This is a genomic window from Daejeonella sp. AP26 (genome assembly GCF_056680515.1).
In genome coordinates, this window is the sequence record NZ_CM155286.1 from 3,534,154 (window position 1) to 3,559,707 (window position 25,554).

Annotated in this window: 26 protein-coding genes; 14 read left to right on the forward strand and 12 right to left on the reverse strand. The window is 41.2% G+C overall.

Annotated features, from left to right (window positions below; translation table 11 throughout):
* Positions 1-24 precede the first annotated feature (24 nt).
* The 4 genes from argG to AC1MCB_RS15050 form a co-directional block, all read right to left on the reverse strand.
* Entirely contained in the window at positions 25-1,221 is a 1,197-nt protein-coding gene (gene argG, locus AC1MCB_RS15035; protein ID WP_479965527.1) for an argininosuccinate synthase, read from the reverse strand.
* Position 1,222: 1 nt separating this feature from the next.
* The gene (locus tag AC1MCB_RS15040) at positions 1,223-1,903 is read right to left on the reverse strand and encodes a GNAT family N-acetyltransferase (RefSeq protein WP_479965528.1); all 681 of its coding nucleotides are present in this window, start codon (positions 1,901-1,903) and stop codon (positions 1,223-1,225) included.
* Between the two features lie 367 nt (positions 1,904-2,270).
* Complete coding sequence (locus AC1MCB_RS15045; protein WP_479965529.1) at positions 2,271-3,002, reverse strand: acyl-CoA desaturase; 732 nt, start codon at positions 3,000-3,002, stop codon at positions 2,271-2,273.
* A 409-nt stretch (positions 3,003-3,411) separates the two neighbouring features.
* A complete protein-coding gene (locus AC1MCB_RS15050) occupies positions 3,412-4,278 on the reverse strand; it encodes a creatininase family protein (protein ID WP_479965530.1) in 867 nt (288 codons plus the stop codon).
* 573 nt (positions 4,279-4,851) lie between these two features.
* Between AC1MCB_RS15050 and rplM the strand changes: the two genes are divergently transcribed.
* The 10 genes from rplM (at position 4,852) to AC1MCB_RS15100 (ending at position 12,737) form a co-directional block, all read left to right on the forward strand.
* Positions 4,852-5,295: a 50S ribosomal protein L13 gene (rplM, locus tag AC1MCB_RS15055; protein WP_479965531.1), complete on the forward strand. Its 444-nt coding sequence runs from the start codon at positions 4,852-4,854 to the stop codon at positions 5,293-5,295.
* A gap of 16 nt (positions 5,296-5,311) precedes the next feature.
* Positions 5,312-5,698, forward strand: coding sequence for a 30S ribosomal protein S9 (rpsI, locus tag AC1MCB_RS15060; RefSeq protein ID WP_479965532.1), 387 nt, complete (start codon positions 5,312-5,314; stop codon positions 5,696-5,698).
* A gap of 18 nt (positions 5,699-5,716) precedes the next feature.
* Positions 5,717-6,610: a 30S ribosomal protein S2 gene (gene rpsB / locus AC1MCB_RS15065; protein WP_479965533.1), complete on the forward strand. Its 894-nt coding sequence runs from the start codon at positions 5,717-5,719 to the stop codon at positions 6,608-6,610.
* Positions 6,611-6,708: 98 nt separating this feature from the next.
* Positions 6,709-7,548, forward strand: coding sequence for a translation elongation factor Ts (tsf, locus tag AC1MCB_RS15070; protein ID WP_479965534.1), 840 nt, complete (start codon positions 6,709-6,711; stop codon positions 7,546-7,548).
* A 77-nt stretch (positions 7,549-7,625) separates the two neighbouring features.
* Positions 7,626-8,738 (forward strand): N-acetylglucosamine-6-phosphate deacetylase, encoded by a 1,113-nt coding sequence (nagA, locus tag AC1MCB_RS15075; RefSeq protein ID WP_479965535.1) that lies wholly within the window; start codon positions 7,626-7,628, stop codon positions 8,736-8,738.
* A 135-nt stretch (positions 8,739-8,873) separates the two neighbouring features.
* A complete protein-coding gene (gene pyrH / locus AC1MCB_RS15080) occupies positions 8,874-9,581 on the forward strand; it encodes a UMP kinase (RefSeq protein WP_479965536.1) in 708 nt (235 codons plus the stop codon).
* A 163-nt stretch (positions 9,582-9,744) separates the two neighbouring features.
* On the forward strand, positions 9,745-10,308 hold the full coding sequence (gene frr, locus AC1MCB_RS15085; protein WP_479965537.1) for a ribosome recycling factor: 564 nt from the start codon (positions 9,745-9,747) through the stop codon (positions 10,306-10,308).
* 204 nt (positions 10,309-10,512) lie between these two features.
* Positions 10,513-12,267 (forward strand): ABC transporter ATP-binding protein, encoded by a 1,755-nt coding sequence (locus AC1MCB_RS15090; protein ID WP_479965538.1) that lies wholly within the window; start codon positions 10,513-10,515, stop codon positions 12,265-12,267.
* Positions 12,268-12,306: 39 nt separating this feature from the next.
* Positions 12,307-12,528 (forward strand): PLDc N-terminal domain-containing protein, encoded by a 222-nt coding sequence (locus tag AC1MCB_RS15095; RefSeq protein ID WP_479968748.1) that lies wholly within the window; start codon positions 12,307-12,309, stop codon positions 12,526-12,528.
* Positions 12,525-12,737 (forward strand): PLDc N-terminal domain-containing protein, encoded by a 213-nt coding sequence (locus tag AC1MCB_RS15100; RefSeq protein ID WP_479965539.1) that lies wholly within the window; start codon positions 12,525-12,527, stop codon positions 12,735-12,737. The genes AC1MCB_RS15095 and AC1MCB_RS15100 overlap by 4 nt, the downstream gene beginning before the upstream one ends.
* Here AC1MCB_RS15100 and AC1MCB_RS15105 read toward each other — a convergent pair.
* From AC1MCB_RS15105 to AC1MCB_RS15135, 7 genes are read right to left on the reverse strand one after another with little or no spacing between them, the layout of a single operon-like run.
* Positions 12,734-14,008 (reverse strand): MFS transporter, encoded by a 1,275-nt coding sequence (locus AC1MCB_RS15105; RefSeq protein ID WP_479965540.1) that lies wholly within the window; start codon positions 14,006-14,008, stop codon positions 12,734-12,736. The two genes, AC1MCB_RS15100 and AC1MCB_RS15105, sit on opposite strands and share 4 nt — an antisense overlap.
* 6 nt (positions 14,009-14,014) lie before the next feature.
* The gene (locus AC1MCB_RS15110; RefSeq protein ID WP_479965541.1) at positions 14,015-15,430 is read right to left on the reverse strand and encodes a M20/M25/M40 family metallo-hydrolase; all 1,416 of its coding nucleotides are present in this window, start codon (positions 15,428-15,430) and stop codon (positions 14,015-14,017) included.
* 55 nt (positions 15,431-15,485) lie between these two features.
* Positions 15,486-17,591, reverse strand: a complete 2,106-nt coding sequence (gene recG, locus AC1MCB_RS15115) for an ATP-dependent DNA helicase RecG (RefSeq protein ID WP_479965542.1) — start codon at positions 17,589-17,591, stop codon at positions 15,486-15,488.
* 14 nt (positions 17,592-17,605) lie between these two features.
* Positions 17,606-18,532 (reverse strand): EamA family transporter, encoded by a 927-nt coding sequence (locus tag AC1MCB_RS15120; RefSeq protein ID WP_479965543.1) that lies wholly within the window; start codon positions 18,530-18,532, stop codon positions 17,606-17,608.
* Positions 18,522-18,914 carry a RidA family protein gene (locus AC1MCB_RS15125; protein ID WP_479965544.1) on the reverse strand — a complete coding sequence of 131 codons (393 nt, stop codon included), beginning with the start codon at positions 18,912-18,914 and terminating at the stop codon, positions 18,522-18,524. Before AC1MCB_RS15125 ends, AC1MCB_RS15120 begins: the two co-directional genes overlap by 11 nt.
* Before the next feature lie 2 nt (positions 18,915-18,916).
* On the reverse strand, positions 18,917-19,153 hold the full coding sequence (locus AC1MCB_RS15130) for a DUF6728 family protein (protein ID WP_479965545.1): 237 nt from the start codon (positions 19,151-19,153) through the stop codon (positions 18,917-18,919).
* A complete protein-coding gene (locus AC1MCB_RS15135) occupies positions 19,131-20,546 on the reverse strand; it encodes an OmpA family protein (RefSeq protein ID WP_479965546.1) in 1,416 nt (471 codons plus the stop codon). The genes AC1MCB_RS15130 and AC1MCB_RS15135 overlap by 23 nt, the downstream gene beginning before the upstream one ends.
* A 162-nt stretch (positions 20,547-20,708) precedes the next feature.
* Here AC1MCB_RS15135 and AC1MCB_RS15140 point away from each other — a divergent pair, with 162 nt between their 5' ends.
* Together AC1MCB_RS15140 and AC1MCB_RS15145 are read left to right on the forward strand one after the other, a co-directional pair.
* Positions 20,709-21,998, forward strand: a complete 1,290-nt coding sequence (locus AC1MCB_RS15140) for an aminopeptidase P family protein (protein ID WP_479965547.1) — start codon at positions 20,709-20,711, stop codon at positions 21,996-21,998.
* A 15-nt stretch (positions 21,999-22,013) separates the two neighbouring features.
* Entirely contained in the window at positions 22,014-22,670 is a 657-nt protein-coding gene (locus AC1MCB_RS15145; RefSeq protein ID WP_479965548.1) for a glycosyltransferase family 32 protein, read from the forward strand.
* Here AC1MCB_RS15145 and meaB read toward each other — a convergent pair.
* Positions 22,667-23,572 (reverse strand): methylmalonyl Co-A mutase-associated GTPase MeaB, encoded by a 906-nt coding sequence (gene meaB, locus AC1MCB_RS15150; protein WP_479965549.1) that lies wholly within the window; start codon positions 23,570-23,572, stop codon positions 22,667-22,669. The genes AC1MCB_RS15145 and meaB overlap by 4 nt on opposite strands.
* An 87-nt stretch (positions 23,573-23,659) precedes the next feature.
* On the opposite strand from meaB, the gene AC1MCB_RS15155 reads away from it, so the two are divergent.
* A complete protein-coding gene (locus AC1MCB_RS15155) occupies positions 23,660-24,568 on the forward strand; it encodes a glycosyltransferase (protein ID WP_479965550.1) in 909 nt (302 codons plus the stop codon).
* A complete protein-coding gene (locus AC1MCB_RS15160; RefSeq protein ID WP_479965551.1) occupies positions 24,565-25,554 on the forward strand; it encodes a glycosyltransferase family 9 protein in 990 nt (329 codons plus the stop codon). The genes AC1MCB_RS15155 and AC1MCB_RS15160 overlap by 4 nt, the downstream gene beginning before the upstream one ends.

Here is a 25,554-nt window from a genome sequence, read left to right on the forward strand (position 1 = left end):
TTCAAGCTTCCAGCCTTCAACCTCTTACCCCTCTAGCCCTTCATTCACCCTATTCCAGATCATAACCTGGTTTCCAAAGATTTTAGAAAAACCTTTTACATCCTCGCCGCTCCAGGTATTGTTCATTTCGCCATAACTGCCAAATTTATTAGACATCAAATCGTGTTCTGATTCAATTCCAATAATCTGGAAACGATAAGGGTGCAGCTGAACAAACACTTTCCCCGATACTGTTTTTTGAGTATCCGATAAAAAGGCTTCCATATTCCGCATAACCGGGTCATGAAACTGACCCTCGTGTAACCAGTTGCCATAAAAGGAAGAAAGCTGATCTTTCCAGCTTAGCTGCCACTTGGTAAGCGTATGCTTTTCTAAAGTATGATGAGCTTTTATAATAATTAATGGTGCCGCTGCTTCAAAGCCCACCCGGCCTTTAATTCCGATAATGGTATCCCCAACATGAATGTCTCTTCCAATGCCGTAAGGCTGAGCAATAGCCTGCAACTTCTGGATTGCCTGAACTGGTGATAGTTCTTCATTATCAATACCTACCAGTTCGCCTTTTTCGAAAGTCAATTGTATTTCCCGGCTTTCTGTTTCAGTCACCTGAGTAGGCCATGCTTCTTCGGGAAGAGTCTGATTAGATGTTAAAGTTTCCTTTCCGCCAACCGATGTACCCCAAATCCCTTTATTAATGGAATATCTTGCTTTCTCTGCACTATACTCTACCCCGTGTTTTTGAAGATACTCTATCTCAGCTTCCCGGCTTAATTTCAGATCACGTATAGGAGTAATTATTTCCACACCCGGGATCAATATATTAAAGATCATATCAAACCGCACCTGGTCATTGCCGGCTCCTGTACTTCCATGGGCCACATAATCTGCACCAATCTTCTTCACATAGTTAGCAATCGCAGTAGCCTGACTAACTCGTTCAGCACTTACCGATAAAGGATAGGTTGCGTTTTTCAACACATTGCCATAGATCAGGTATTTGATGCAAGACTGATAGTAGTTGTCTGTCTCATCAATCGTGGCGTGCGAAGTTACCCCTAAAGCATAGGCGCGCTTTTCTACTTCCTGAAGTTCCTCATCAGAAAAACCTCCAGTATTTACCAGCACAGAATGCACTTCCAGTCCACGGTCCTGAGCCAGGTATATAGAACAAAATGAGGTATCAAGGCCCCCGCTAAAGGCTAAAACAACTTTCTTTTTCATATTAATCTTGCAGAATTTTAGGAGTGACCATTAAAAACGGCCCAATTGACTTCATCGATTTCTTTAACTTTTCTTCTATTCGTTCCAGCAGCGTTGACTTATGGGAGATCTTTTTCATCTTCTCTTCAATCTCCTTTGCTTTCTCTTCTGGATCCCAAAGCATGGCTGTACACATACAATTCTTTCGCTCCTTACTCATTAGGATATCATAATTCACACAGCTCTGGCAACCCTTCCAAAACTCTTCATCCTGAGTAAGTTCAGAATAGGTAACCGGTTCATACCCTAGTTCAGAATTGATTTTCATAACCGCCAGCCCGGTGGTCAGGCCAAAGATCTTTGCGTTTGGATATTTCTGTCTGGAGAGCTCAAAAATCCGGTACTTGATGGCTTTCGCCAATCCACAATTCCTGAATTCAGGACTTACGATTAAACCGGAGTTCGCCACAAAATCACCGTGTCCCCAGGTTTCTATATAACAGAAGCCTGCCCAACGGCCGTCGGGGTGCAAGGCTATTACAGCTTTGCCCTCAAGCATTTTTGCAGCTACATAATCGGGTGTGCGACGGGCAATACCGGTTCCCCGGGCTTTTGCAGATTCGGCCATCTCATTGCAGATCGTATCTGCGTAATGAATGTGTTCTCTTGTTGCAGGTATTACAACAAACTCGTTTTCTTTCATGTGTTCTGAAGAAAAAATCCGGTTTTTAAGGCGGAAAAAAGACTACGGTTTTAGTCTTTACTTGGTTAAAAAATCTTTGTTGATAACGCTTCCGGTAGGATACCGGTTATTGGGAGGTTATGCCAGACTCAAGCCCTTAGCATATAAGGTCGTCGGACCTTTATGACCAATCTAGAAGAATTAAAATTTCCATACAACTTACCCATCCAAACCGTCATGGCCGGATAATAAGTTTTCATATTTAAAGAGGAAATAGTCATTTTTTCTTAAAACTGCTTGTGCTTTTTTTTGCAAATATCAAATAATATTTAGCCAATTCAATAAAACAGTTCAAAAATTACAAATACCGGTAATTTGTTCGGGGTTACTATGCTAGTTTACGAAGCTTAATAATCCCTACCCAGTGCAGAAAGCGCATGAAAGGATACACGGGATCAAACTCAAACCACTTTTTAGCAAAGTTCGGACTGTTAGGATATTTATGATGATTGTTCTGAAATAGCTCACCCAACATCAGGAAATCAACAGGCGTCGTATTTTTAGATTGATCCTTATTGTCAAAATTAGAATAACCGTATTTATGACCACACCAGTTTACAATTGCTCCATGAATCGGACCCATCAAGAAATGAATGGGTAATAGTAAGAACATCCACCATTGAGTGGCGAAAAAAGCGTAAAAGATAGTATAGAGAACTCCGAATCCAATTCTGGAGAGTGCCGTGTTGCCCAGGAAATCCATGAACTTCCATTCCGGATAATTTCCTGTAAAACGCTTCTCGGGAAGATGCTTGTACTTCAATACATTTTGGAAAATATTCTTTGTATGAAAGGTCATTCTGAAAATGTCCTTAAAGAAATGGGGAGAATGCGGATCCTGCTCCGTATCGCTATATGCATGGTGCATGCGATGCAAAATAGCGTAAGCTCTGGGATTTAAGAATGACGATCCCTGGAAAATATAAGTCATTGTGTAAAACACCTTTTCCCATCCCTTGCTGAATGTAAACATTTTATGCGATGCATACCTGTGAAGAAAAAAAGTCTGGAAAAACAGCGAAAGAAACCAGTGGGCGAAAAAGAAAATAAGTATGACCAAAATTAAAATATACGGGATTAGCTAAAAAAATGAGATTCTGATATTGTGGACAATTACTTTTTACCCGTTAAAAAATACTGTTGTTGAAGATCAGTTTTAATTAAACGTTCTTTTTGAGGAAAACGCATCATTGAATATGCAAATATGATGTTATTTTTTTCAATCAGTTCTCTTGTCTAAAATAATTATACTCAAATGATTATTGAAATTAGTGCAACAACAATGCCACCAGATTGCACATATGGGTGGGCATATGCCAATCAATTACTCAGCACGCCCTTTTCATGTTGATCTGGGCAGATAATAGCGCGGATTTAAGTGAATTAAATCCCTCCTCAACCAACAAATGATCGATTCGTCGCAAACAGATTCAACAGGAATAAAATACTAAATAAGCATTTGGAAACTTTTACTTATTCACCTTATCTACCCGGTCATAATATTCATTCTGCAGCTCCAACGCTTTAGTGTCAGCCTTGATGGCTTTTAAGGTTTTACTGAATGAACTGATCTCATGATCGGCTATCAACTTGCCCAACTCCTTTGTTGCCTTTGCGCCTTCGCCGGCATAATGATTAGGGAAACCCGCATACCACCAGATTGGAGTGTAAACGCCGGGTATCTTCAACCTGTCCTGATTAGCACCAGATTCTTTCGCAGCTTGGTCCATCCGCATCACATCAGGCCGTAGATATAAAAGTGTGGAAGTTTCCCGTTCTCCAGCATGCATGTCGCCGGAAGGGTCGGATTTACGCATCGACGTATATTTTTCATTATAAGCCTTATCCTCTTCAGGAGTGTACAGGTATACTACGTAATTCTTCCGCTTATTTAGCTGCGACTGCATAAAGAATTGCAGGAACTCAGGGTTACCGCCATGACCATTCAGAATGACGATCTTTGTAAAGCCATTCCTGGCAATCTCATCGCAGGTAGCTTCGAGCAGTTCGTAAATCAAACGGCTCGGTAAAGCAAATGTCCCCGGTTGTTGGCGTGCCTCATTGATCTGACCATAGAAATAGTCCGGAAAGACAACCGCATATTCATTTTTAACCGCTCGGGCAGCTACTTCCCTAACGTGTATCAGGTCGGTACCTAAGGGGGAATGCGGTCCATGTTTTTCCAGAATCCCAATAGGAAGAATACATGTTTTAGAAGATTTCTCCATTGCCTTGAACCAATCGCTGGTGGTCAGTTCATCCCAGCGAGCGGGTAATTCCTGCGCGGTAGCATAGGTAGTAATAGCAAACAATATTAGTAAAATAAGAAATCTCATAAGGTTAAGTTAAAGAGGTTTTCAAATGATAAATCATCTTAATTAAAGATAGTTTTTAATTTAAAGTTTTCTAAAAAAACACAAACCTCAGCCTTTCATTTAAAAATTCATTGAAACTTACTCAGCATCTCAACCTCAAATAATAAGCAAAGACGGGTTCCCCAACTGATAAGGATCGAACCGTAGATTACTATGTGATTACTATGTGCTTACTATGTGCTTACTATGTCATCCTTCGATCAAGATATAGTAAACACCCTGTTATCATATAGTGAGTATATACTTAGTGTCATAGATGTTATAATAGGAATGATTTCCTACGCCTGCCCACAACACGGGGTATTGATGCGCTGCAATATTTTTTAAGAGGTTCGCAGGCCCGTCAAGTAAGCGTGTAATAGTCGGGATCGTCGCCCTATTATCTAATGATTGGTTTAAAAGGCAGAACAAGGCGATTAAATCGTTCGAAACAATTTCTCTGTCAAGGACTTGACTTTTAAAGTAATTCGGCTATCTTTGCAGTCCCTAATTTTAGGGTTAATAGAAATCGTTAAATATTTTAAATTCAAGCAAGTGAATACGTTAAGTTACAAAACTGTCTCTGCCAACAAAGCAACCGTTAACAAAGAATGGGTAGTTGTTGACGCTCAAGGCGAGATTTTGGGGCGCTTGTCTTCTAAGATCGCAATGATGATCAGAGGAAAACACAAGCCATCGTACACCCCACACGTAGACTGCGGAGATAATGTGATCATTATCAATGCAGACAAAATTAAACTGACCGGAAACAAATTCGAAGAGAAGCAGTACGTTTCTTATACGGGTTACCCAGGTGGTCAGAAATTTATTTCTCCAAAGGAGTTAATGGCAAAACATCCAACGCGCGTAGTTGAAAAAGCTGTTCGTGGTATGTTACCTAAAAACCGTTTGGGCAAGGCTTTATACAAAAACCTTTTTGTGTACGCTGGTGCAGAACATCCGCATGCTGCTCAAACACCAAAGACCGTTAAACCGTAATTAAAGGAGAAAAAAAATGTCAACTACAAACACTTCAGGAAGAAGAAAAACAGCAGTTGCCCGCATTTATCTGACTGAGGGAAGCGGCAACATTACCGTAAATGGTAAAGATTACAAAGAGTATTTTCCAACATTGCCATTGCAATACGTTGTTACACAATCTATGGAAGTTTCCGGTTCTATCGGAAAGTTCGATGTGAATGTAAACGTAGCAGGTGGTGGCGTTAACGGACAAGCAGGTGCTGTTCGTTTAGCTATTGCCAAAGCAATTGTAGAGCTGGATCCAGAGACGAAAGCTTCTTTGAGCGCAAAAGGACTGATGACACGTGATAACCGTATGGTTGAGCGTAAGAAACCAGGTCGTAAGAAAGCCCGTAAGAAATTTCAATTTAGTAAACGTTAATCTCAGGAGGATACTACAATGGCAAGAACAACATATCAGGATTTATTGGATGCAGGTGTACACTTTGGTCACCTTACCCGCAAATGGGATCCGAAAATGGCACCGTACATTTTCATGGAGCGCAATGGCATCCACATTATAGATTTAAATAAAACATTAACTAAACTGGAAGAAGCTGCTGCTGCGATCAAACAGATCGTAAAATCAGGTCGCAAAGTTTTGTTTGTTTCTACCAAGAAACAAGCTAAAGACATTGTTGCTGAGCAAGCGCGTTCAGTAAACATGCCGTACGTAACCGAACGTTGGTTAGGTGGTATGTTAACTAACTTTCAGACTGTTCGTAAGTCAATCAAAAAGATGTCTAACATCGATAAGATGACTAAAGACGGTACTTATGATGTTTTATCGAAGAAAGAAAAGCTGATGATTCAGCGTGAGCGTATTAAGTTGGAGTCTTTATTAGGCGGTATTGCTGACTTAAACCGTTTACCGGCTGCATTATTCATTATTGATGTGAAGAAAGAGCATATCTCTGTTGCTGAGGCGATGAAATTAAACATCCCTACGTTTGCAATGGTTGATACAAACTCTGATCCTTCAAACATTGATTTCCCGATTCCGGCAAATGATGATGCTACAAAGTCAATCACATTGATCATGGACATCATCATGAAAGCGATTCACGAAGGTTTAGATGAACGTAAGCGTGAAAAAGACGAGGAAAGCGACAAAGAAGCTGCTGCTGCTAAAGCAAAGGTTGATACTGAAGGTGAAGAAGCTCCGGCAAGACGCACCCGCAAGGTAACTGCTGAAGCTGAAGCTGTTGAACCAGCTGCAACCGAACCAGCTGCTGCTGCAACTGAAAAGGAAGTAACTGCTAAGACTGAGGTTGAAGCTAAATCAGAAGAGTAAAAATTAATGTGGGTTGTAGATTGTAAGTTGACGGGAAACCTGACAACCTGCAATCTACAGCCCACACTTATATAACGATCATTTAAAAAATCAAAAAAATGTCTACAGTACAAATTACTGCCGCAGATGTAAATAAGTTACGCCAGCAAACCGGTGCCGGAATGATGGATTGTAAAAAAGCATTAACCGAAGCTAACGGAGATTTTGAAGCTGCAATTGATTACCTGCGTAAAAAAGGCGCCAAAGTAGCGGCTAGCCGTTCTGACCGCGAATCAAACGAAGGTGTAGTTATTGCTAAAACTTCTGCTGACGGTAAACAAGGTTTTGTTATTGAAGTAAATTGCGAAACTGATTTCGTAGCGAAGAATGCTGACTTTTTAGCTTTTGCTAACAGCATAGCTGACCTTGCTGTTGAAAAGAACCCAGCTTCTTTGGAAGAATTAACTGGTTACGAATTGAACGGTGCTAAAGTTTCTGACTTGATCTTAGATCAGACTGGAAAGATTGGTGAGAAAATCGGCGTTTCGAAATATGAAACCGTTACAGGCGAGAAAGTAATTGCTTACATCCACGGTAACTACCGTTTAGGTGTATTAGTAGCTTTAAACGCAGATGCGGCTGGTGCTGATGAGGCTGGAAAGGACGTGGCCATGCAAATTGCTGCCATGAATCCGGTTGCAATCGATAAGGATGGCGTTGATTCAAGAACGATTGAGCGTGAACTTGAGATCGCGAAAGATCAGATTCGTGCAGAAGGTAAACCAGAAGAGATGGTTGAGAAGATTGCTGCTGGTAAATTGAATAAATTCTATAAAGATTCTACTTTACTAAACCAGGAATTTGTTAAAGATTCGTCTAAGACAGTTGCCCAGTTTTTAAATGGGGTTGAAAAAGGTCTTACTGTTACTGCTTTCAAGCGGGTTCAGTTAGGAGCTTAATATATTTTTAGAAATCCCGATGGAAACATCGGGATTTTTTTTGCGCTTAATTTTTTGTAAACCTGTAGAACTCAAGCATGCTTGCAGCTTTAACAAGAGCCACCATTTTCTCCGGAGAGGAAATGATTGAAGGTAAATCTGTTCTGATTGAGAATGGCATTATTCAAGCCATCGTTGATGATGCTGCTGTTCCATCGGGAGCACAGGTCACTGATTTTACAGGCCGGTTTATTGCACCGGGTTTGATTGACCTGCAGATCTATGGGAGCGGTGGACATCTTTTTGGCGGAAAACCAACTGTTGAAGCTTTGGCTCAGATGGAATCGGATCTGTTAAGCCAGGGATGCACCGGTTTTCTGGCTACCGTTGCTACTAACACTCCGGACATTGTGGAACAGGCTATTTTAGCTGCTAAAGCATATCGTAAAAAGTCAAAAGGAAATTTTCTCGGTTTGCACTTGGAGGGGCCTTATTTGAATGTCAAACGTAAGGGCGCACATCCTGAAGAATTTATAAAAAAAGCGGAGCTCACTGAGCTAAAAGCATGGGTTGAGAGTTCGGAAGGCGAAATTAAGATCATGACTATAGCTCCGGAATTGCAAGATCCTGAGATTCTGGATTATCTGGCCTTACAAAACATTGTCATTTCAGCAGGTCATAGCAACGCGAATTATGACGAAGCAATTGAGTTTTTCGATCACAAAATAACAGCTGCTACCCATCTATTCAATGCAATGCCCCCTCTTCATCATCGTGATCCCGGATTAGTGGCTGCTATTTTTAAGAAAAAACCTTTTTCCAGCATCATTGCCGATGGACTTCATGTTGACTACCAGATGATTGAAATAGCTAAACGTCAGCTTGGCGAAAAACTATTTCTTATTACCGATGCCGTTACAGCAACAAGCGAAGGCATCTATCCACATATATTAGATGGCGACCGATATGTAATGCCGGATGGGACACTTTCCGGGTCAAGTTTAAGTATGTGGCAGGCTGTTAAAAACTGTGTGTCATATGCGGGCATAAGCCTTGAAGAAGCTCTGCGAATGGGAGCTACGTATCCTGCAAAAGTGATAAACCGACATAATAACCTGGGTTTGATTAAGCCGGGTTATGCAGCAAACCTGATTGTTTTTGATCAGAAGCTTAATTTAAATGATACTGTAATGGCAGGTTTAACCACCTGACTCTATAATTTTTAATACTTTTACGCGACCGTTATTAGTTGGTTAGTTCGTTAGGTTGTTAGCCCGGCTCATCTGAAGCTTCGTCTTACGTCTGAAATCTAATATCTCAAGTCTAATATCTCACATCTCTCTTACATGAAATACAAGCGTATACTTTTAAAATTAAGCGGCGAGTCTCTAATGGGACAAAAGCAATACGGCATTGATATGGATCGTGTTGCCCAGTATGCGCAGGATATTAAGGCTGTACACGACCAGGGAATAGAAATTGCCATAGTTATTGGCGGGGGCAACATCTACCGGGGTTTAAGTGCCGAGAAATCGGGGATGGACCGTGTTCAGGCCGATTATATGGGAATGCTTGCTACTGTTATAAACAGTATGGCTTTACAAGATGCGCTTGAGAAAACAGGAGTAAAAACCCGGTTACTGACTGCTATTAAAATGGAGCAGATCTGCGAGCCTTTTATCCGCCGTCGTGCTGTTCGCCATCTCGAGAAAGGACGTATCGTTATCTTCGGTGCAGGTACCGGCAATCCTTACTTTACTACTGATACAGCTGCCTCCCTTCGCGCCGTAGAAATTAATGCAGATGCTGTATTGAAGGGAACGCGTGTTGATGGAATCTACACCTCTGACCCTGAAAAGAACACTGATGCAATCCGTTACGATGAGATCACCTTCTCTGAAGTGTACGAAAAGAATTTAAATGTAATGGATATGACCGCCATTACGCTTTGCCAGGAAAACAACTTGCCAATTATAGTATTTGATATGAATAAGCCGGGCAACTTTATGCGAATAGCTAATGGTCATCCGATTGGAACTTTGGTAAGGGGATAACAAAGTGACAGAATATTAGTGGTAGCCGCAGAGTGAAAAAGTAGCAGGAAGAAATCTTAGCGAACAATCCGTACGCATACATCCTACTGCTACTGCGACTTATAACTAACCTATTAACTTCATACATTTTTTATATTTTTGATAACGAAACTCTTAAGAAAAAATGAACGAGCTTATTACGAAACAATTAACGGATGCTAAGGTACACATGGAGAAAGCCATTGACTTTTGCGATAGTGAACTGACTAAAATACGTGCAGGTAAAGCTATGCCAAGCATGCTTGATGGAATTACCGTAGATTATTATGGCACACCAACTCCGTTAACTCAGGTTGGCACCGTAAATACGCCGGACGCCCGTACACTCGTTGTTCAGCCTTGGGAGAAAAACATGATAGTACCAATCGAAAAGGCTATTAAGGATGCTAATATCGGCTTGAACCCGCAAAATGATGGAATCGTTATTCGTTTGAATGTTCCGCCGTTAACAGAAGAACGCCGTAAGGATCTGGTAAAAAAAGTAAAAGAAGAAGCTGAAAGAGGTCGCATAGCCATTCGGAACATTCGTAAAGATGCTAACGAAAAAATAAAAAGATTAAAAGCAGACGGTATTGCCGAGGACGAGATTAAATTAGGTGAAGCCGAAGTGCAAAAATTAACCGATACCAATATTGTAAGTGTTGATCGTTTAGCTGAGATCAAAGAAAAAGATATTATGACCGTTTAATCCGAAAGGATTGGTTCAAACATAAGGGAATGAAGCGGATGCAACATTCCCTTTTTGATTTAAAGAGAAGTTAGATTTGAGATGTGAGATATGAGATCAAATGGAATTCTTTTGAGGTACTGTCGTCAGGTCTCAAATCTAAGATCTAGATTCTCACATCTAATGTCTCATATCTAACATCTCATATCTCAATACTATTTAAGAATGAAGATATTATTTCAATACCTGAAGAATTTTAAAGGCTTAATCCTGCTGGCATTAGTGCTAGCGGCGATTAACCAGATATTCTCATTACTTGATCCCTGGATCTTCCGGAAGATCATTGATACCTATGTAACCCATTACAAAGACTATACAACCGATGAGTTTTTTAAAGGCGCCGGTCTGCTGATTCTGGCTGCCATGGGTGTGGCTATGGTTTCACGGATCGCTAAAAACTTCCAGGATTATTATGTGAACGTGATCACCCAGCGATTGGGTGCAAAGATCTATTCAGACGGACTTGCTCACTCATTGGAGCTTCCGTACTCAGTTTTTGAAGATCAACGAAGTGGCGAAACACTAGGTATCTTACAGAAGGTACGGACTGACACAGAAAAACTAATAACCGCCTTTATCAATATTGTTTTCACTTCCCTGGTGGGAGTCACCTTTGTGTTTATCTATGCGAGCAATATTCACTGGTCAATTGCCGTAGTATATGTCTCTGTGATCCCTATTCTTGGGTTTATAAGCTCTGTATTAAGCAAAAAGATCAAAGTAGTACAAAAAACTATTGTTCAGGAAACTACAGCTTTAGCCGGTTCAACTACCGAATCATTACGTAATATCGAACTGGTAAAAAGCCTGGGGTTGTCTGCGCAGGAGATAAAGCGACTTAACAATACAACCGACAAAATTTTAAAGCTGGAGCTCCGAAAAGTAAAATACGTACGCAGCCTAAGCTTTATTCAGGGAACACTAGTAAACCTTTTGCGCAATGCCATTCTCTTATTGATGCTTTACCTGATTTATGCAGGGAAAATTAGTGTTGGTGAGTTCTTTTCACTATTTATCTATTCCTTTTTTATTTTCGGCCCCCTTCAAGAACTCGGGAATATCATTAACATCTATCGCGAAACAGAGGTATCACTCGATAACTTCAGTAAAATATTGAATGTACCTAAAGAGATTAAACCGAAAAACCCGGTGAGGCTTAGCCAGATTACCGATTTAAACTTTAAAAATGTCAGCTTTAAACATCAGTCGGCTAATGGGAACGCCCTTAACCACATTTCATTCAGCACGAATAACGGGCAAACCATAGCTTTTGTCGGACCTTCAGGTGCTGGAAAGAGCACCCTTGTTAAACTCTTGGTAGGCCTGTATCCGCCTGTTGAAGGTGACATACTATACAATAATGTGTCGCGCAACGATATTGACCTTGATCAGCTACGAGAGAAGATCGGTTTTGTAACGCAAGATACCCAGCTTTTTTCCGGGACTATCCGGGAAAATCTTCTGTTTGTGCGACCTGAAGCGACCGATGAAGAGTGTTTACGGGTTCTTGAAAAAGCGGCTTGTCAGAACTTGCTGGCCCGGGCAGATAATGGCTTAGACACGATTATCGGAGAGGGCGGCGTTAAGGTATCAGGCGGAGAAAAACAGCGTTTGTCTATTGCGAGGGCATTATTGCGTCAACCGGATATCTTGGTATTTGATGAGGCGACATCTTCGCTTGATTCAATTACCGAAGAAGAAATCACAGTCACTATTCGCGATGTATCGGTAATTAAAGATCATATTACCATCCTGATTGCTCACCGTTTATCAACCATCATGCACGCAGACAGGATATTTGTGCTGGAGAAAGGGAATATTATCGAATCCGGGAAACACGAAGAATTGTTGAACGAAAAAGGTCTGTATTTTGCCATGTGGCGTCAGCAAATCGGCGAGAAGCAGGAGGTAGATCTGTAAGATTTTTTGTAAATTTAGAAAAGCAGTAAAATGAACACCATGCTATTTTTGAATATAGGAACTCCGGAAATCATAATCTTATTGTTCGCCTTTGGTTTTCCACTAATATTGTCTATTTATTGTCTGCTGGATATAACCCGCTCGACTTTTCAGGATTCTACTAACAAAATAATCTGGGCTATTATTGTCTTGCTAGCACCGGTATTAGGCCCGCTGGCTTACATAATCTGGGGACGACAACAAAAAACAACTATCTCATGATAACCTTAGCTATACTCTTATTTTTTGGCGGTTTTTTCCGCTTTATCTTTGGCGTAATCTGGGTAATACTGATCGTAGTAACTCTTTTGGATTTGTTCAAAAGTGTTTTGCCAACCAACACAAAGTTGCTGTGGCTGATCATTATCCTGGTGGCACCGATCTTTGGGTCGCTTATCTATTTGTACTGGGGAAAATACCAGCGTATTTAATGCGGGTGAATTTCCTTCAGGGTCAAAGGTACCAGGCGTTTGTTTTTCAACCAGGTAATCGTTACGACTACAAGCGTCATAGTACCGCCAAACAGTACGGAAGGCACAGTTCCCATTAGTTTAGCCGTTACCCCCGACTCGAAGGCTCCTATCTCATTGGATGAACCGATAAACATAGAATTTACCGCAGCAACCCGACCACGCATTTCATCCGGGGTAAGCAACTGCAGAATGGTTGAGCGGATAATAACACTTACACTATCGAAACATCCCTCACAAAACAGAATTAACAATGTAAGGTAGAAGTTGCGGGATAAACCGAAAGCAATAATTGAAAGGCCGAAACCGGCCACCGCGATCAGAAGATTTCGCCAGGGCCTTCCCATTGGAGAAAACCTCGCCATCATAAACATGGTGATCACCGCACCTGCAGCAGGCGCTGCACGCATAATCCCAAGTCCCTCAGCTCCCACTTTTAAAATATCATGTGCAAAAATGGGCATCAAGGCTACCGCTCCGCCAAAGAATACAGAAAACATATCCAGACTTAAGGCGCCAAGAACCATTTTGCTTTTGAACACAAACCTTATCCCTTCTGCCAGGCTCTCAAGAATATTTTCTTTCGGAATAAACTGCGGCGGCTTGTTACTGACAAAGAATGATATGCTTAGCAGGGCTGCAAGCATAAAGATCACGATAACCGAAAAGCAAGCTGTTACACCACTAAAACCATATAACAGGCCACCAGCAGCGGGACCTACTATAGAGGCCACCTGCCAGCTGCTGCTATTCCAGGTGGATGAGTTTGGATAAAGATTTTTAGGGACAATTTGGGCCATCAGCGAAAAAGCAGTCGGAGAAAAGAACCCGCGCGCAATCCCAATACAAAAGATCATTCCATAAATTATCGGAATAACCCAATCCTTAGCAATCGGCACAATGGTCTGCTCCATGGTAACGAGAAAGAGGATAAAGGAGCAAAAAGCCATAGCAGCGATTACCCAAACCAACATCTTCTTTTTATCCGACTTATCTGCAACATACCCACCGTAGAGGGAGACCGATATCGCTGGTATAGCTTCTGCCAGTCCTATAAGACCCAGGGATAGTGGATCTTTGGTCAACTGATAAATATACCATCCCACAACGACTGCCTGGATCTGGTAGGCAAACGTCAGCAGAAAACGCATGGCTACATAAGACCGGAATTCCGGATACCGAAGTGCTGCATAAGGATCGGTCCGCTGGTCTTCTGGTTTGATATCAGGCATTACGGCTTAATCAAGGATAAATTCTTGTAATCCCTTTTGATCTATCAGGTAGGTAAGGGCAGCTATTCCCGCGGCACCGAGCTCCAGTTCACGTCGGTTAACATTTTCAAAAACATCATTGCTGGCATGGTGAATATCAAAGTAACGCTGCGAGTCAGGTTTGTAGCCAATCAGGACTACACCGGGAACAGCCCTTTTAAGCGGACCAATATCGGCACCACCGCCACCAGCCTCGATAACTTCAATTAAGTAAGGCTTTAAAAGAGAACGAAAGTTCTTAACCATTCCACTGATGATTTGCTGAGATGCATCAACGCTGAAGCCCCGTGGAGTAAATCCACCGGCATCTGATTCGATAGCCGCGATATGCTTTTCGTTATTAAGTTTGGCATGTTCCGCATACTTCAAACCCCCTCTTAAGCCGTTCTCTTCGTTCATGAACATTACTACACGAATGGTATGCTTTGGCTTATAGTTCATGACTTTGAAAATTCGAAGCACTTCTATTGATTGGGTGATACCCGTTCCGTCATCATGAGCGCCTTCAGCGAGGTCCCACGAATCAAGGTGACCACCAATGCTGATGATTTCTTCCGGTTTCTCTGTCCCGCGCATCTCGCCTATTACATTATAAGATAAAGCGTCAGGCAGGATGCGGCAGTTCTGCTTTAGATAAAACTGAACGGAGCCGCCTTTTGAATTCTTGATCTTCTCACTCAACAGTTCAGCACCCATTGTGCTGATTGCTGCCGCAGGTATTTTGGTAACACCATCATCATAACGCATCCCACCTGTGTGTGGATGATTATCGAGAGCATGAGTCATGGAACGTACAATAACTGCCACCGCTCCAAGTTTAGCAGCTTCTATAGCCCCTTGTGAGCGTTGATCTACCGCGCCGCTGTAAGATTGAAAAGATTCAATTGGTTTGGGATCGAAGGGACGGTTAAAGAAAACGATCTTCCCTTTGACACTTTCTCCTAATCTCTTCAGCTGATCAAAGTTTTGCACTTCGACCACTTCGGCTAGAATGCCTTTGGCTGGAGTTGCAATGGAACTTCCCAGTGCAGCTACCGGAACTGTCAGTTTTTCTTTACCATTTAAAATGTATGCAGTTTCCTTTTTACCGCGTTCCCAGTGAGGCACCATGACTTCCTGGAGATATACAGAATCGAACTGGTAATCTTCCATAAGCTTTTTTGTCCACTCTACCGCTTTTTGAGCACCTGTTGAACCACTGAGGCGTGGACCAATTTGTTTACATAGGTATTCAAGGTTTTTATAACTATGGCCTTTTTCAAGAGCATGGTCATAGATCTTCCTGATCATTAGTGAATCAGCAATTTGAGCCGTACTTAGCTGGGTAACAAACAAAAGAAAGAAAGTGAATTTCAAAGATTTAAGTAAAAAAGCTTTAGACATATATTTGTGAAATTATCCGGTGGAAAATTATTGATTTAATTGTGTTATCGTAGCATCAGGAGATTTTATTCCAGCTTATACCATCCCTCTTTTCCTCAAAATACTGGTACAGTAGTATATTTTCCGGGTTTGATAGCTCGGGATCTTTCTCGAATAACTCGATAACTGTATTTCGGGCGTCCATTAATATGGCCTGGTCCTGAGTCAGGTCGGCTAACTTGAGGTCTAAAACTCCGCTTTGCTGCGTGCCTTCTATATTACCGGGTCCTCGTAGTTGCAGGTCAATTTCTGAGATTTCAAATCCATCTGAAGTTCTTACCATTGTTTCGATCCGGATCTTTCCTTCTCTGCTAAGCTTATTTCCAGACATTAGGACACAGAACGATTGTTCGGCACCCCGCCCTACCCTGCCTCGCAGCTGATGTAATTGAGAAAGGCCAAAGCGCTCTGCATTTTCAATAACCATTACGCTTGCGTTAGGTACGTTAACCCCGACTTCTATTACTGTTGTTGCCACCATAATTTGCGTCTCACCTTTTACAAAGCGCTGCATCTCGAATTGTTTATCCTTAGGTGATAGCTTTCCATGTACGATACTGATGCGATATTCCGGCAAAGGGAATTCATCAGCAATATTTTGAATGCCAGCTTCAAGGTAAAGCAGATCTAACTTTTCACTCTCTTTAATCAGCGGATAAACAACATATACCTGGCGGCCCTTCGCGATCTCCTCACGCATGAAACCATACATCCGTAAACGCTGGCTTTCAAACAAATGGATCGTTTTCAGTGGCTTTCTTCCTGCGGGCAGTTCATTGATTACCGACACGTCCAAATCACCGTATAAGGTCATAGCAAGGGTTCTGGGGATAGGGGTTGCTGTCATTACCAAAACGTGAGGAGGAACTGCATTTTTACGCCAGAGCTTAGCCCTTTGTTCTACACCAAAGCGATGCTGCTCATCAATTACTACCAGACCCAGATTATTAAACTTTACGACGTCCTCAATCAGCGCATGGGTTCCAATCAGAATATTTAACTGACCATTCTCTAATCTCTCATGAATGAGCTTCCGGTCCTTCTTAGGTGTAGAGCCGGTTAAAATATCAACCTCGACGAGATTATCATTTAACAGATCGGTTATTGAATGGAAATGCTGGCGGGCAAGAATTTCAGTTGGTGCCATGATACATGCCTGATAACCGTTATCAATGGCCAGCAGCATGCTCATTAATGCTACCACTGTCTTTCCGCTACCTACATCGCCTTGTAACAGACGGTTCATTTGAACAGGACGCTGGGTATCCAGCCTGATTTCCTTAACTACCCGCTTTTGCGCACCGGTAAGGTCGAAGGGCAATTTCTCAGAATAAAAGGTGTTGAACTTGTCACCTACTCTATCGAATACTAATCCCTTATATTTTTGAGTACGCAGTAGCTTATTCTTTAATAGTTTCAATTGTATAAAGAAAAGCTCTTCAAATTTTAGTCGTGCGATGGCGTCATTCAATGATTGAGAGTTGGCAGGAAAATGTATCTGCAGCAATGCTTCTTTTCGCCCAATCAGATGATGCTTTTCAAGGATATACAAAGGAAGGATTTCCGTGATTTCATTCAACACGAGTTCAAGCAAAGCAGTCTGAAGTCGCTGAATTCCTCTACTGTCCAGAAAAAACTGTTTTAGCTTCTCGGTTGAACTATATACAGGCTGCAAAGTCAAATTTCCCTGCTTTTTCTCCTGAGAAGTATAGAGTTCCATTTCAGGATGTGAGATAGAAATCCGGGAATTGAATATCGCAGGTTTCCCAAACACGATGTACGCAGAACCAATCTTTAGGTTTCTGTCTATCCAGGCAATGCTTTGAAACCAGACAAGCTCAAGGATACCCGTGTCATCTTTAACCTGGGCAACGAGGCGGCGGCCACGTTTTTCACCAATGATCTCCTTAGAGACCAGGCGGCCGATCACCTGTATGGCTGGCAGTTCACCGTTCAGTTCCTTGATCTTGAAAAAACGTGTGCGGTCAATATACCTGAAAGGGTAATGGTGAAGCAGATCTGCATAGGTGAAAATGCCAAGCTCCTTTTTAAGAACATCGCCCTTTTGCGGACCAACTCCCTTTAAGTATTCAATTGGGGTTTTAAGTATCTGAGTTGCCAATTCACCGTAATTTATCAGGAATCAGAGGAACTAAGCGTGTTATAGCTTTTATGGAACAGTGTACTGATTATATTCCAGTTAAATATAACTACTGCTGCGACCAAAAGAGAATATGCATAAATCTGATACTGACTTATGCTTTCATTGAAGTATAAAAATGCGACGGCAAATGCAATGACTGGATTGAGGTAGATGATTATGCCTAATGTTGAAGAAGGCATTCCAATCAATGCGTATAAGCTTAAAAATAGTGGTATGATGGTAAAAACCACAGATATCACAACTATATTAATCCAAAAGTAGAGGCTGGTAGGAAACGAGGTATAGTTATAAATAAACAACGGAAACATCAGTACCATTGAAATGATCAGTTGAATACCAAGCATGTTGAGCTTATCAACATTTGAAATTACCCTCTGAATGATCAGGTAGAAGGCGTACAGTGACGCAATAAATACTGACCATAAGACCTCCTCTAAAGAACCCGTTGCTAATATTAAAATACTAACTAATGCTATGCCTATTGCGATCAGCTTGATGCCGCTCAGGTGCTCCTTAAGTATGAGAAATCCGCCCATAGCAGTAATCAACGGACACACCATATATGCAAAAGCCGCTGATGTAAGGCTTACATTATTGACGGCGTATATATAAGAATACCAGTTACCCGTGATCAAAATACCTGCAATAAAAGTAAGCCAATAGATCTTCTTACGACCTTCCGGACTTTCTGCTTTTATATAATTAATGTCATTGCGAAGCTTTTGTCTTTTGAATAAAAAGATCACTACCCAGGTAATAAGGAGCGAGGTAAATATCCGATAGTGAAGGATCTCTTCGGCAGGATACTGCTGAAGATTACGAAGTGGAATAGCAAAAAAGCCCCACATCGACACCGACAAGAGAGCTGCAGCAAAGTATTTAACGCGATTAAAGATCAATGCCTAGTCTGTATGCAGTCACAGATATTTCAACATTCACGTTTTTGGGGAGCCCTGCCGCCGCGACTGTTTCACGTGCAGGAAAATCACCGTGGAAATAAGAACCATACACCTCATTCACCTCTCCGAAATACTTCATATCCGTTAGGAAGATCGTGGTTTTAACAATATCTGAAAAAGAGTAGCCACTTTCTGTTAAAAGAGCTTCTATGTTCTTCATCACTTGACGGGCCTCATCAGCAACACTGCCTGTAATAAGTTCATTGTTAGTCGGGTCTATTGCTATCTGGCCAGACAGGAAAAGCATGTTGCCGGCTTGTACACCCTGGCTGTATGGACCTATTGGCTCTGGAGCTTTATTCGTATATATAATTCGTTTCATTCTTATTTAAGTATAAGCCAGTCAATAAGCTTGTAGATTATTCCTGCCAAAAACATGGTGATAGCAATAGCATTAATAATATGCATCACCCGAAGATTGAAGTTGGTTGGGCGGTTTGGATCTCTCTTTCTGAAGAAATACATAAAGACAAAGGTAGAAAACAAAAAAAGAGTCCCGATAATATCGGGACTCTTTTTTACAATATGCTTATTAACATTATTGTTGTTGTCTGAACTCAACACGACGGTTTTGAGATCTTCCTTCTTCTGTAGCATTTGAAGCTATAGGACGAGTTTCACCGAAACCTTTAGTAGAGATTTTATTAGCAGCAACTCCTGAGTTAACTAAGTAAGTCTTAACTGAATTAGCTCTGTCTTTAGATAACTGCATGTTGTATTCTTCAGTTCCTTCAGCAGAAGCGTGACCATCTAATTGGATACGTAATGATTCATTAGCTCTAACTTCAGCAGACAATTTGTCTAAAGTAGGGTAAGCAGAAGTTCTCAATACAGATGAGTTGAACTCGAACTGAATGTTATTGAATCCAGCCATTGTACCAGAAGTCATAGAAGGACATCCGTTTAATTCGGCAGTACCTTTTTCAGTTGGGCAGCTATCTTTTGAATCAGGGATACCATCACCGTCAACATCTAAAGGACAACCTGAACCATCAACTTTAACTCCAGCTTCAGTGTTAGGACACTTATCTAATTTATCAGCAACACCGTCACCATCACTGTCTTTCAACAGATCACTAACAGTAGTCTCGATTGTAGACACACGACCTTTTAAAGCTTCAACTTCCTGACGTAATGTAGGATCTTTTAATTCATCATACATTAAAGCAACAGGGTTAACCCAGTCTAAGTTTGGCTTGGCAGCAGAACCTAAAGAGAATTCTAAACCACCGTAACCGTAAGAGTACTTATCGTTTGAGTTAGCTGGGGTACGAGTACCGTCCAGGTTATCTCCGTCTAAGAAGTACATGTTATAACCTAAGTCAAAATTGATACGCTCAGAAACTTTGAATTTGATACCCACACCTACAGGTATGAATTGCTCTTGAACCCATTTCTCATCGTTGTTATCTCCGGCAACACCTTTCCAGTCAACAGTAGCACCGCTAGCTGTAACATAAGAAGGAGCATAACCTGCGATACCGTAACCAGCCTTAACAAGGAAGTTAACGTTATTCTCTCTTCTCAAGAAATCAACAGTTGCGACATTTGCAACACCCATGATACTTCCTGAGTAAGCATACTTTGTTTCAAAACTTTTACGATCAAATTGATTAGGTGCATCTTCATTGTTACCTTCCAAATCACCTCTTAAGAAACCTAATTCTAAACCAAAAGCGTGACCGAATTGCTTGCGCAATGTAGCTCCGTAACCTAATCTGATGTCCCAGTTAGAGAAATCATTGGAACCGCCTAAAACTGTAACAGGAGACATAACGCCCGCGTTAAGTCCTAAAGACCAAGTTCTGTACTGTGCTCTTCCACCAAATACTTTGGCAGATGAGCTCATCGTTGTTGTCGTCATCGTGGTGTCCTGTGCGTTAGAAGCGGCAGTGAAGCCTAGCACAGAAACCATTGAGAGAACAACGGCTTTCTTAATTGTAGAATAATTCATACTCGTTGTTTTAAAGGTTAAACAAATTTTAATTGTGTAATTTTATACAAAAATAATCATAAGTTTGATTCCAGCAAACAAACAAATATTGTTCCAATTTCTCTTAATGCAACATTTGTTTTCAAAAACTGTTTTCATACCACCTCAAATTTCCACATATCAATGAAATATTGTTCTGTAGATAAAAATCTATTCGTTAATAACCGTAAAAATTTCAGTAACAATCTGAATAAGAAATCGATAGCCTTATTTAATGCGAATGACGAATTTCCGCGAAGTGGCGATCAAACACATGTATTCAAGCAAAATGCGGACCTGTTTTATCTAACAGGAATTGATCAGGAGCAAACTATTCTGCTTTTATTTCCTGATTGTCCAAATCCATTATACAAAGAAGTACTGTTTTTAAGACAGACAAGTGAATATATTGCTGTTTGGGAGGGTCATAAGTACACTATTGAAGAAGCCAGAAAAACGTCAGGCATTGAATCAATCTTTTGGATTGATGAATTTTGGAATATTTTCCAAAGCGTTGTTCATTATGCAGATACGATTTATTTAAATACAAATGAGAATGATAGGTATTCCCACCAAGTGCCTTATCGTGATCTGAGGTTCATTTTAGACTTGCAAAATCGATTTCCCCTTCATCGTTATGAGAGAGCTGCTCCCATTCTGCGAAAGTTAAGAGCAATAAAATCAGATACAGAAATTGAACTGACTCAAAAAGCTTGCAATATCACACGCGATGCATTCATAAGAGTACTAAAGTTCATCAAACCGGGAGTTAAGGAGTATGAAATAGAAGCAGAAATAATTCATGAGTTTATTCGCCAGGGAGGAACCGGACATGCTTACAGCCCGATCATTGCGTCGGGAGTAAACGCAAATATTCTTCACTATAATGACAATAATCAAATCTGCAAAGACGGCGATGTAATCCTTTTCGACTTTGGAGCCGAATACGCTAACTATAATGCTGATTTGAGCCGGTCAGTTCCTGTGAATGGTAAGTTCACCAATCGCCAAAAAGATGTTTATAATAGTGTATTAAGGGTTATGAACGAGGCGAAGAAAATGCTGGTAGCCGGAACCATTTGGAACGATTACCAGGAGGAAGTGGGAAAGGTGATGGAAAGTGAACTGATTAAGTTAAGATTACTGGATAAACATGACGTTGCCAGACAAGATCCTGCAATGCCGCTCTACAAAAAGTACTTCATGCACGGGGTTTCCCACCATTTAGGTCTTGATGTTCACGATTTTGCGAGCAGGTACGAGCCTTTCGCAGTTGGCAATATATTAACATGTGAACCCGGAATTTATATTCAGGCAGAAGGTTTAGGTATCCGTCTGGAAAATGACATTCTCATCACCGCCAGTGGCAACACTGACCTTATGGCAGACATTCCATTAGAAGCAGATGAGATAGAATCAATTATGAATAGCTAAATATATTGGGGTACAATGGCTATTCCCAAAATCATTCATCAGACTTTTAAAACAACTAGACTGCCTTTGTTAACAAGGTGGCACATTTCAAAGTTCAGGAAAAAGAATCCAGACTACGTTTATGAGTTTTATGATGATGAGCGAATTGTGAGATTTCTTGAACAGGAATTCGGCGACGAGATGCTTAGCCTTTATCAGAAAATAAATATAGGAGCGGCAAAGGCTGACTTTTTTAGATATGCAATTTTATATAAAAAAGGAGGAGTCTACGTAGACATCGACAGTAGTATAAACTGCAGTCTGAACGAATTCATTAAACCTGATGATTCGGCAATCATCACACATGAAGGAGACGCATCTCTGTTTGCGCAGTGGGCTTTGATCTATAGCCCTGGCCACGCGTTTTTGAAGAAGACGATTGAGATGGTCGGTGAAAACATCCGTGACAATAAATACCCCCATAATGTACATCAAATGACCGGACCATCGGTTTATACCACGGCAATAAAAGCCGCTTTAGATGAGGATCCATCCGTTCCACACAGGATCCTCGGGACAGATTACGAGGGCTATTTAAAGGTAAAGTATAAATTCGGTAAGTTTTTTCTTTACAGAAAGGGTCATCATTGGAAAAAACATCAACTTACAACACCAGTTCTAAAGCAACATTAAGTTTTAATCCGAGTTTCATACTCTTCAATAAACCGGTATAAATTAAAGTCTTTATCATCATATGATTCTGCAATAGCATTTTTTAATTCGTTTCTTGAGACATCCCTCATTCTATTGTTTTGAATCAACTTGTAGGCCTTTTCCGTGTATAGAAATAACTTTCTTTGATTCTTCTGAACCTGAGAAGATGAAATCCAGGTTAATAACTCATCGATTCCTAGCGCCTTATCCGCAACTGTTTTAAAGACAGGCACAGCAGGCGAGCGCTGATTCAACATCTTTTTCAGCTGATTCGCAAATGTATCCGAACCCGCTCGATCTGCCTTGTTCACGATAAATGCATCTCCGATCTCCATTAACCCGGATTTAATATGCTGGATTTCATCTCCGCTTTCGGGAACTAAAACAACCAGCGTAATATCTGCCAAACCTGCTATTTCAATTTCCGACTGCCCCACCCCCACTGTTTCTACCAGCACGTAATCAAAGTCCGCAGACCTAAGTACATCAACCATCTCGATGATCTTAGCCGATAATCCGCCAACAGAACCACGGGTTGCTATCGAACGGATATACACATTCGGGTTGTTAAAATGAACTGACATTCGCACCCTGTCTCCCAACAACGAACCCAAATTAAACGGAGAAGTGGGATCCACTGCCAAAACAGCAATCTTCTTTTGCTGCTGTGTAAGTTTGCTAATTATCGAACTGACCAAAGTGCTTTTACCGGCTCCCGGGGGGCCAGTTATGCCAATCACGGGAATACTTTGGTCAATATCAATTTGCCTAAGGAGTTCTGCATTACCGGGCAGTTCGTTTTCAACTAAAGTTAAGATTCTGGCCAATGATAAATAATCAGACTTCTTTATTCCTGATAAAATTTGAGGGATTGTTTTCATTGTTAAATCTATCTTTGCTGCAAATAACCAGAATATAAACGCTTTAGCAAACAAACCTGTCCCATATCTCAAAACTATTTAATCACAATGAAAGTTAGCGGTTTTTCTTACATGCGGAATAGTTTCAAATACGGGTACCCTGTAATCGAATCTATCAAATCAATATTGCCCATATGCGATGAGTTTATAGCCGTAGTTGGAAAGTCTGATGATGGAACCCGCGAAGCCATTGAGGCAATCGGATCAGACAAAATAAGGATTATCGATACCGAATGGGATGACACATTGATTAAAGGGGGAAAAGTATTTGCCCAACAGGCTAATATTGGGTTGAAGGCTGCAACTGGCGACTGGGCATTCCATATTCAATCGGATGAAGTTTTCCATGAAGATGACCTGGATGAAATAAAAAATGCCATGATCTATAATCTGGATGACAAAAGGGTTGAGGGCTTCCTCTTCAACTTTCTACATTTCATCGGAGATTATAAACACATTGGAACTACCCGGAAGTGGCATCGACGGGAAATCAGAATTATAAGGAATGACCCGACATTTTACTCGTTTCGCGATTCCCAAGGCTTTAGAAGTTATCCTACTTTAACAGATTACGTAAATGGCACAAACAGCAGGAAGCTGAAGGTGAAGTTGCTAAATGCACGTATATTCCACTATTCCTATTGCAGAAATCCGGATTTGCTGCTTGGAAAGGCAAAACGCTTCAGTAGCTATTACCAGCCGGAAGAAAAAACGAACGAACATTTCAAAAATTATAAGACGTTCGATTTCGAAACCGTGGCAGATATATTAGCTCCATTTAACGAGTCGCACCCCGCCACAATGAAGGACACAATCGCTGCTCAGGATTGGACATTTGAACATAATCCTAATAAGATAGATCTATCACCAAGAAGAATGCTACTGCACCGCGTTGAAATGATTACAGGGTGGAGAATTGGTGAATACAAAAACTATAAAATTATAAAAGACATTTGAAGATCAACCGGATACTGATAAGTAGAATCGATGCTATTGGGGACGTGACCTTGACGCTGCCCATGTGCGGGTATTTAAAAAGCCTCTTTCCCTCGTCCGAAATATATTTTCTGGGCCGTGGTTATACGCAAGCAGTCATCGAAACCTGCTCGGCCATTGATCATTTTATTGACTATAATAAGTTGTCTGCTCTACCGCCCTCGGAACAGTCCACGCATTTTAAGAGCCTATCGCTGGATGTTTGCATCCATGTGTTTCCCAATAAACATCTGTCATTCATTTTAAAAAACGCTGGTGTTTCCCTGAGAATAGGTACTACTAACCGTTGGTTTCACTGGCTAACATGCAATAAACTGGTAAAATTAACCCGGAGAAAATCCAATCTTCATGAGGCTGAACTTAATTTAAGACTATTAGGCCCGCTCGGTGTAAAAGATTTTCCCACTCTAGAGTCGTTGCACACCTATTACCATTTTGACCGGATTTCCGACCTTTCACAGAATGTCAGCAACCTGCTCAGTTCAGAAAAGTTTAACCTCATCCTACATCCCAAATCTCATGGTAGCGGCAAAGAATGGCCGCTTGCGGCATACAGAGATATTATAGAGCTTCTACCTAAAGATAAATTCCGCGTCTTTATTTCAGGATCTGTAAAAGAAAAGCCAAAATTGGCCGACTGGGTCTCCACGCTAAACGCAGATATTGTCGATATCATAGGACTAATGGATCTGTCAGAACTAATAGCGTTCATGCATAAGGCAGATGGACTTATTGCCTCGTCAACAGGGCCTTTACATCTGGCAGCGGCATCCGGCATTCACGCGCTGGGATTATATCCGAATACCCCGCCAATCCACGCTGGTCGCTGGGGTCCTGTCGGGGAAAAGGCTATGTATATAGAAAGTCCGAATGATAATTTGCAGGCTATATCAGCCGAACAGGTTTACAAGGAAGTAGTTAATTGGTCAAAGGTCAGTAAGCCGTAA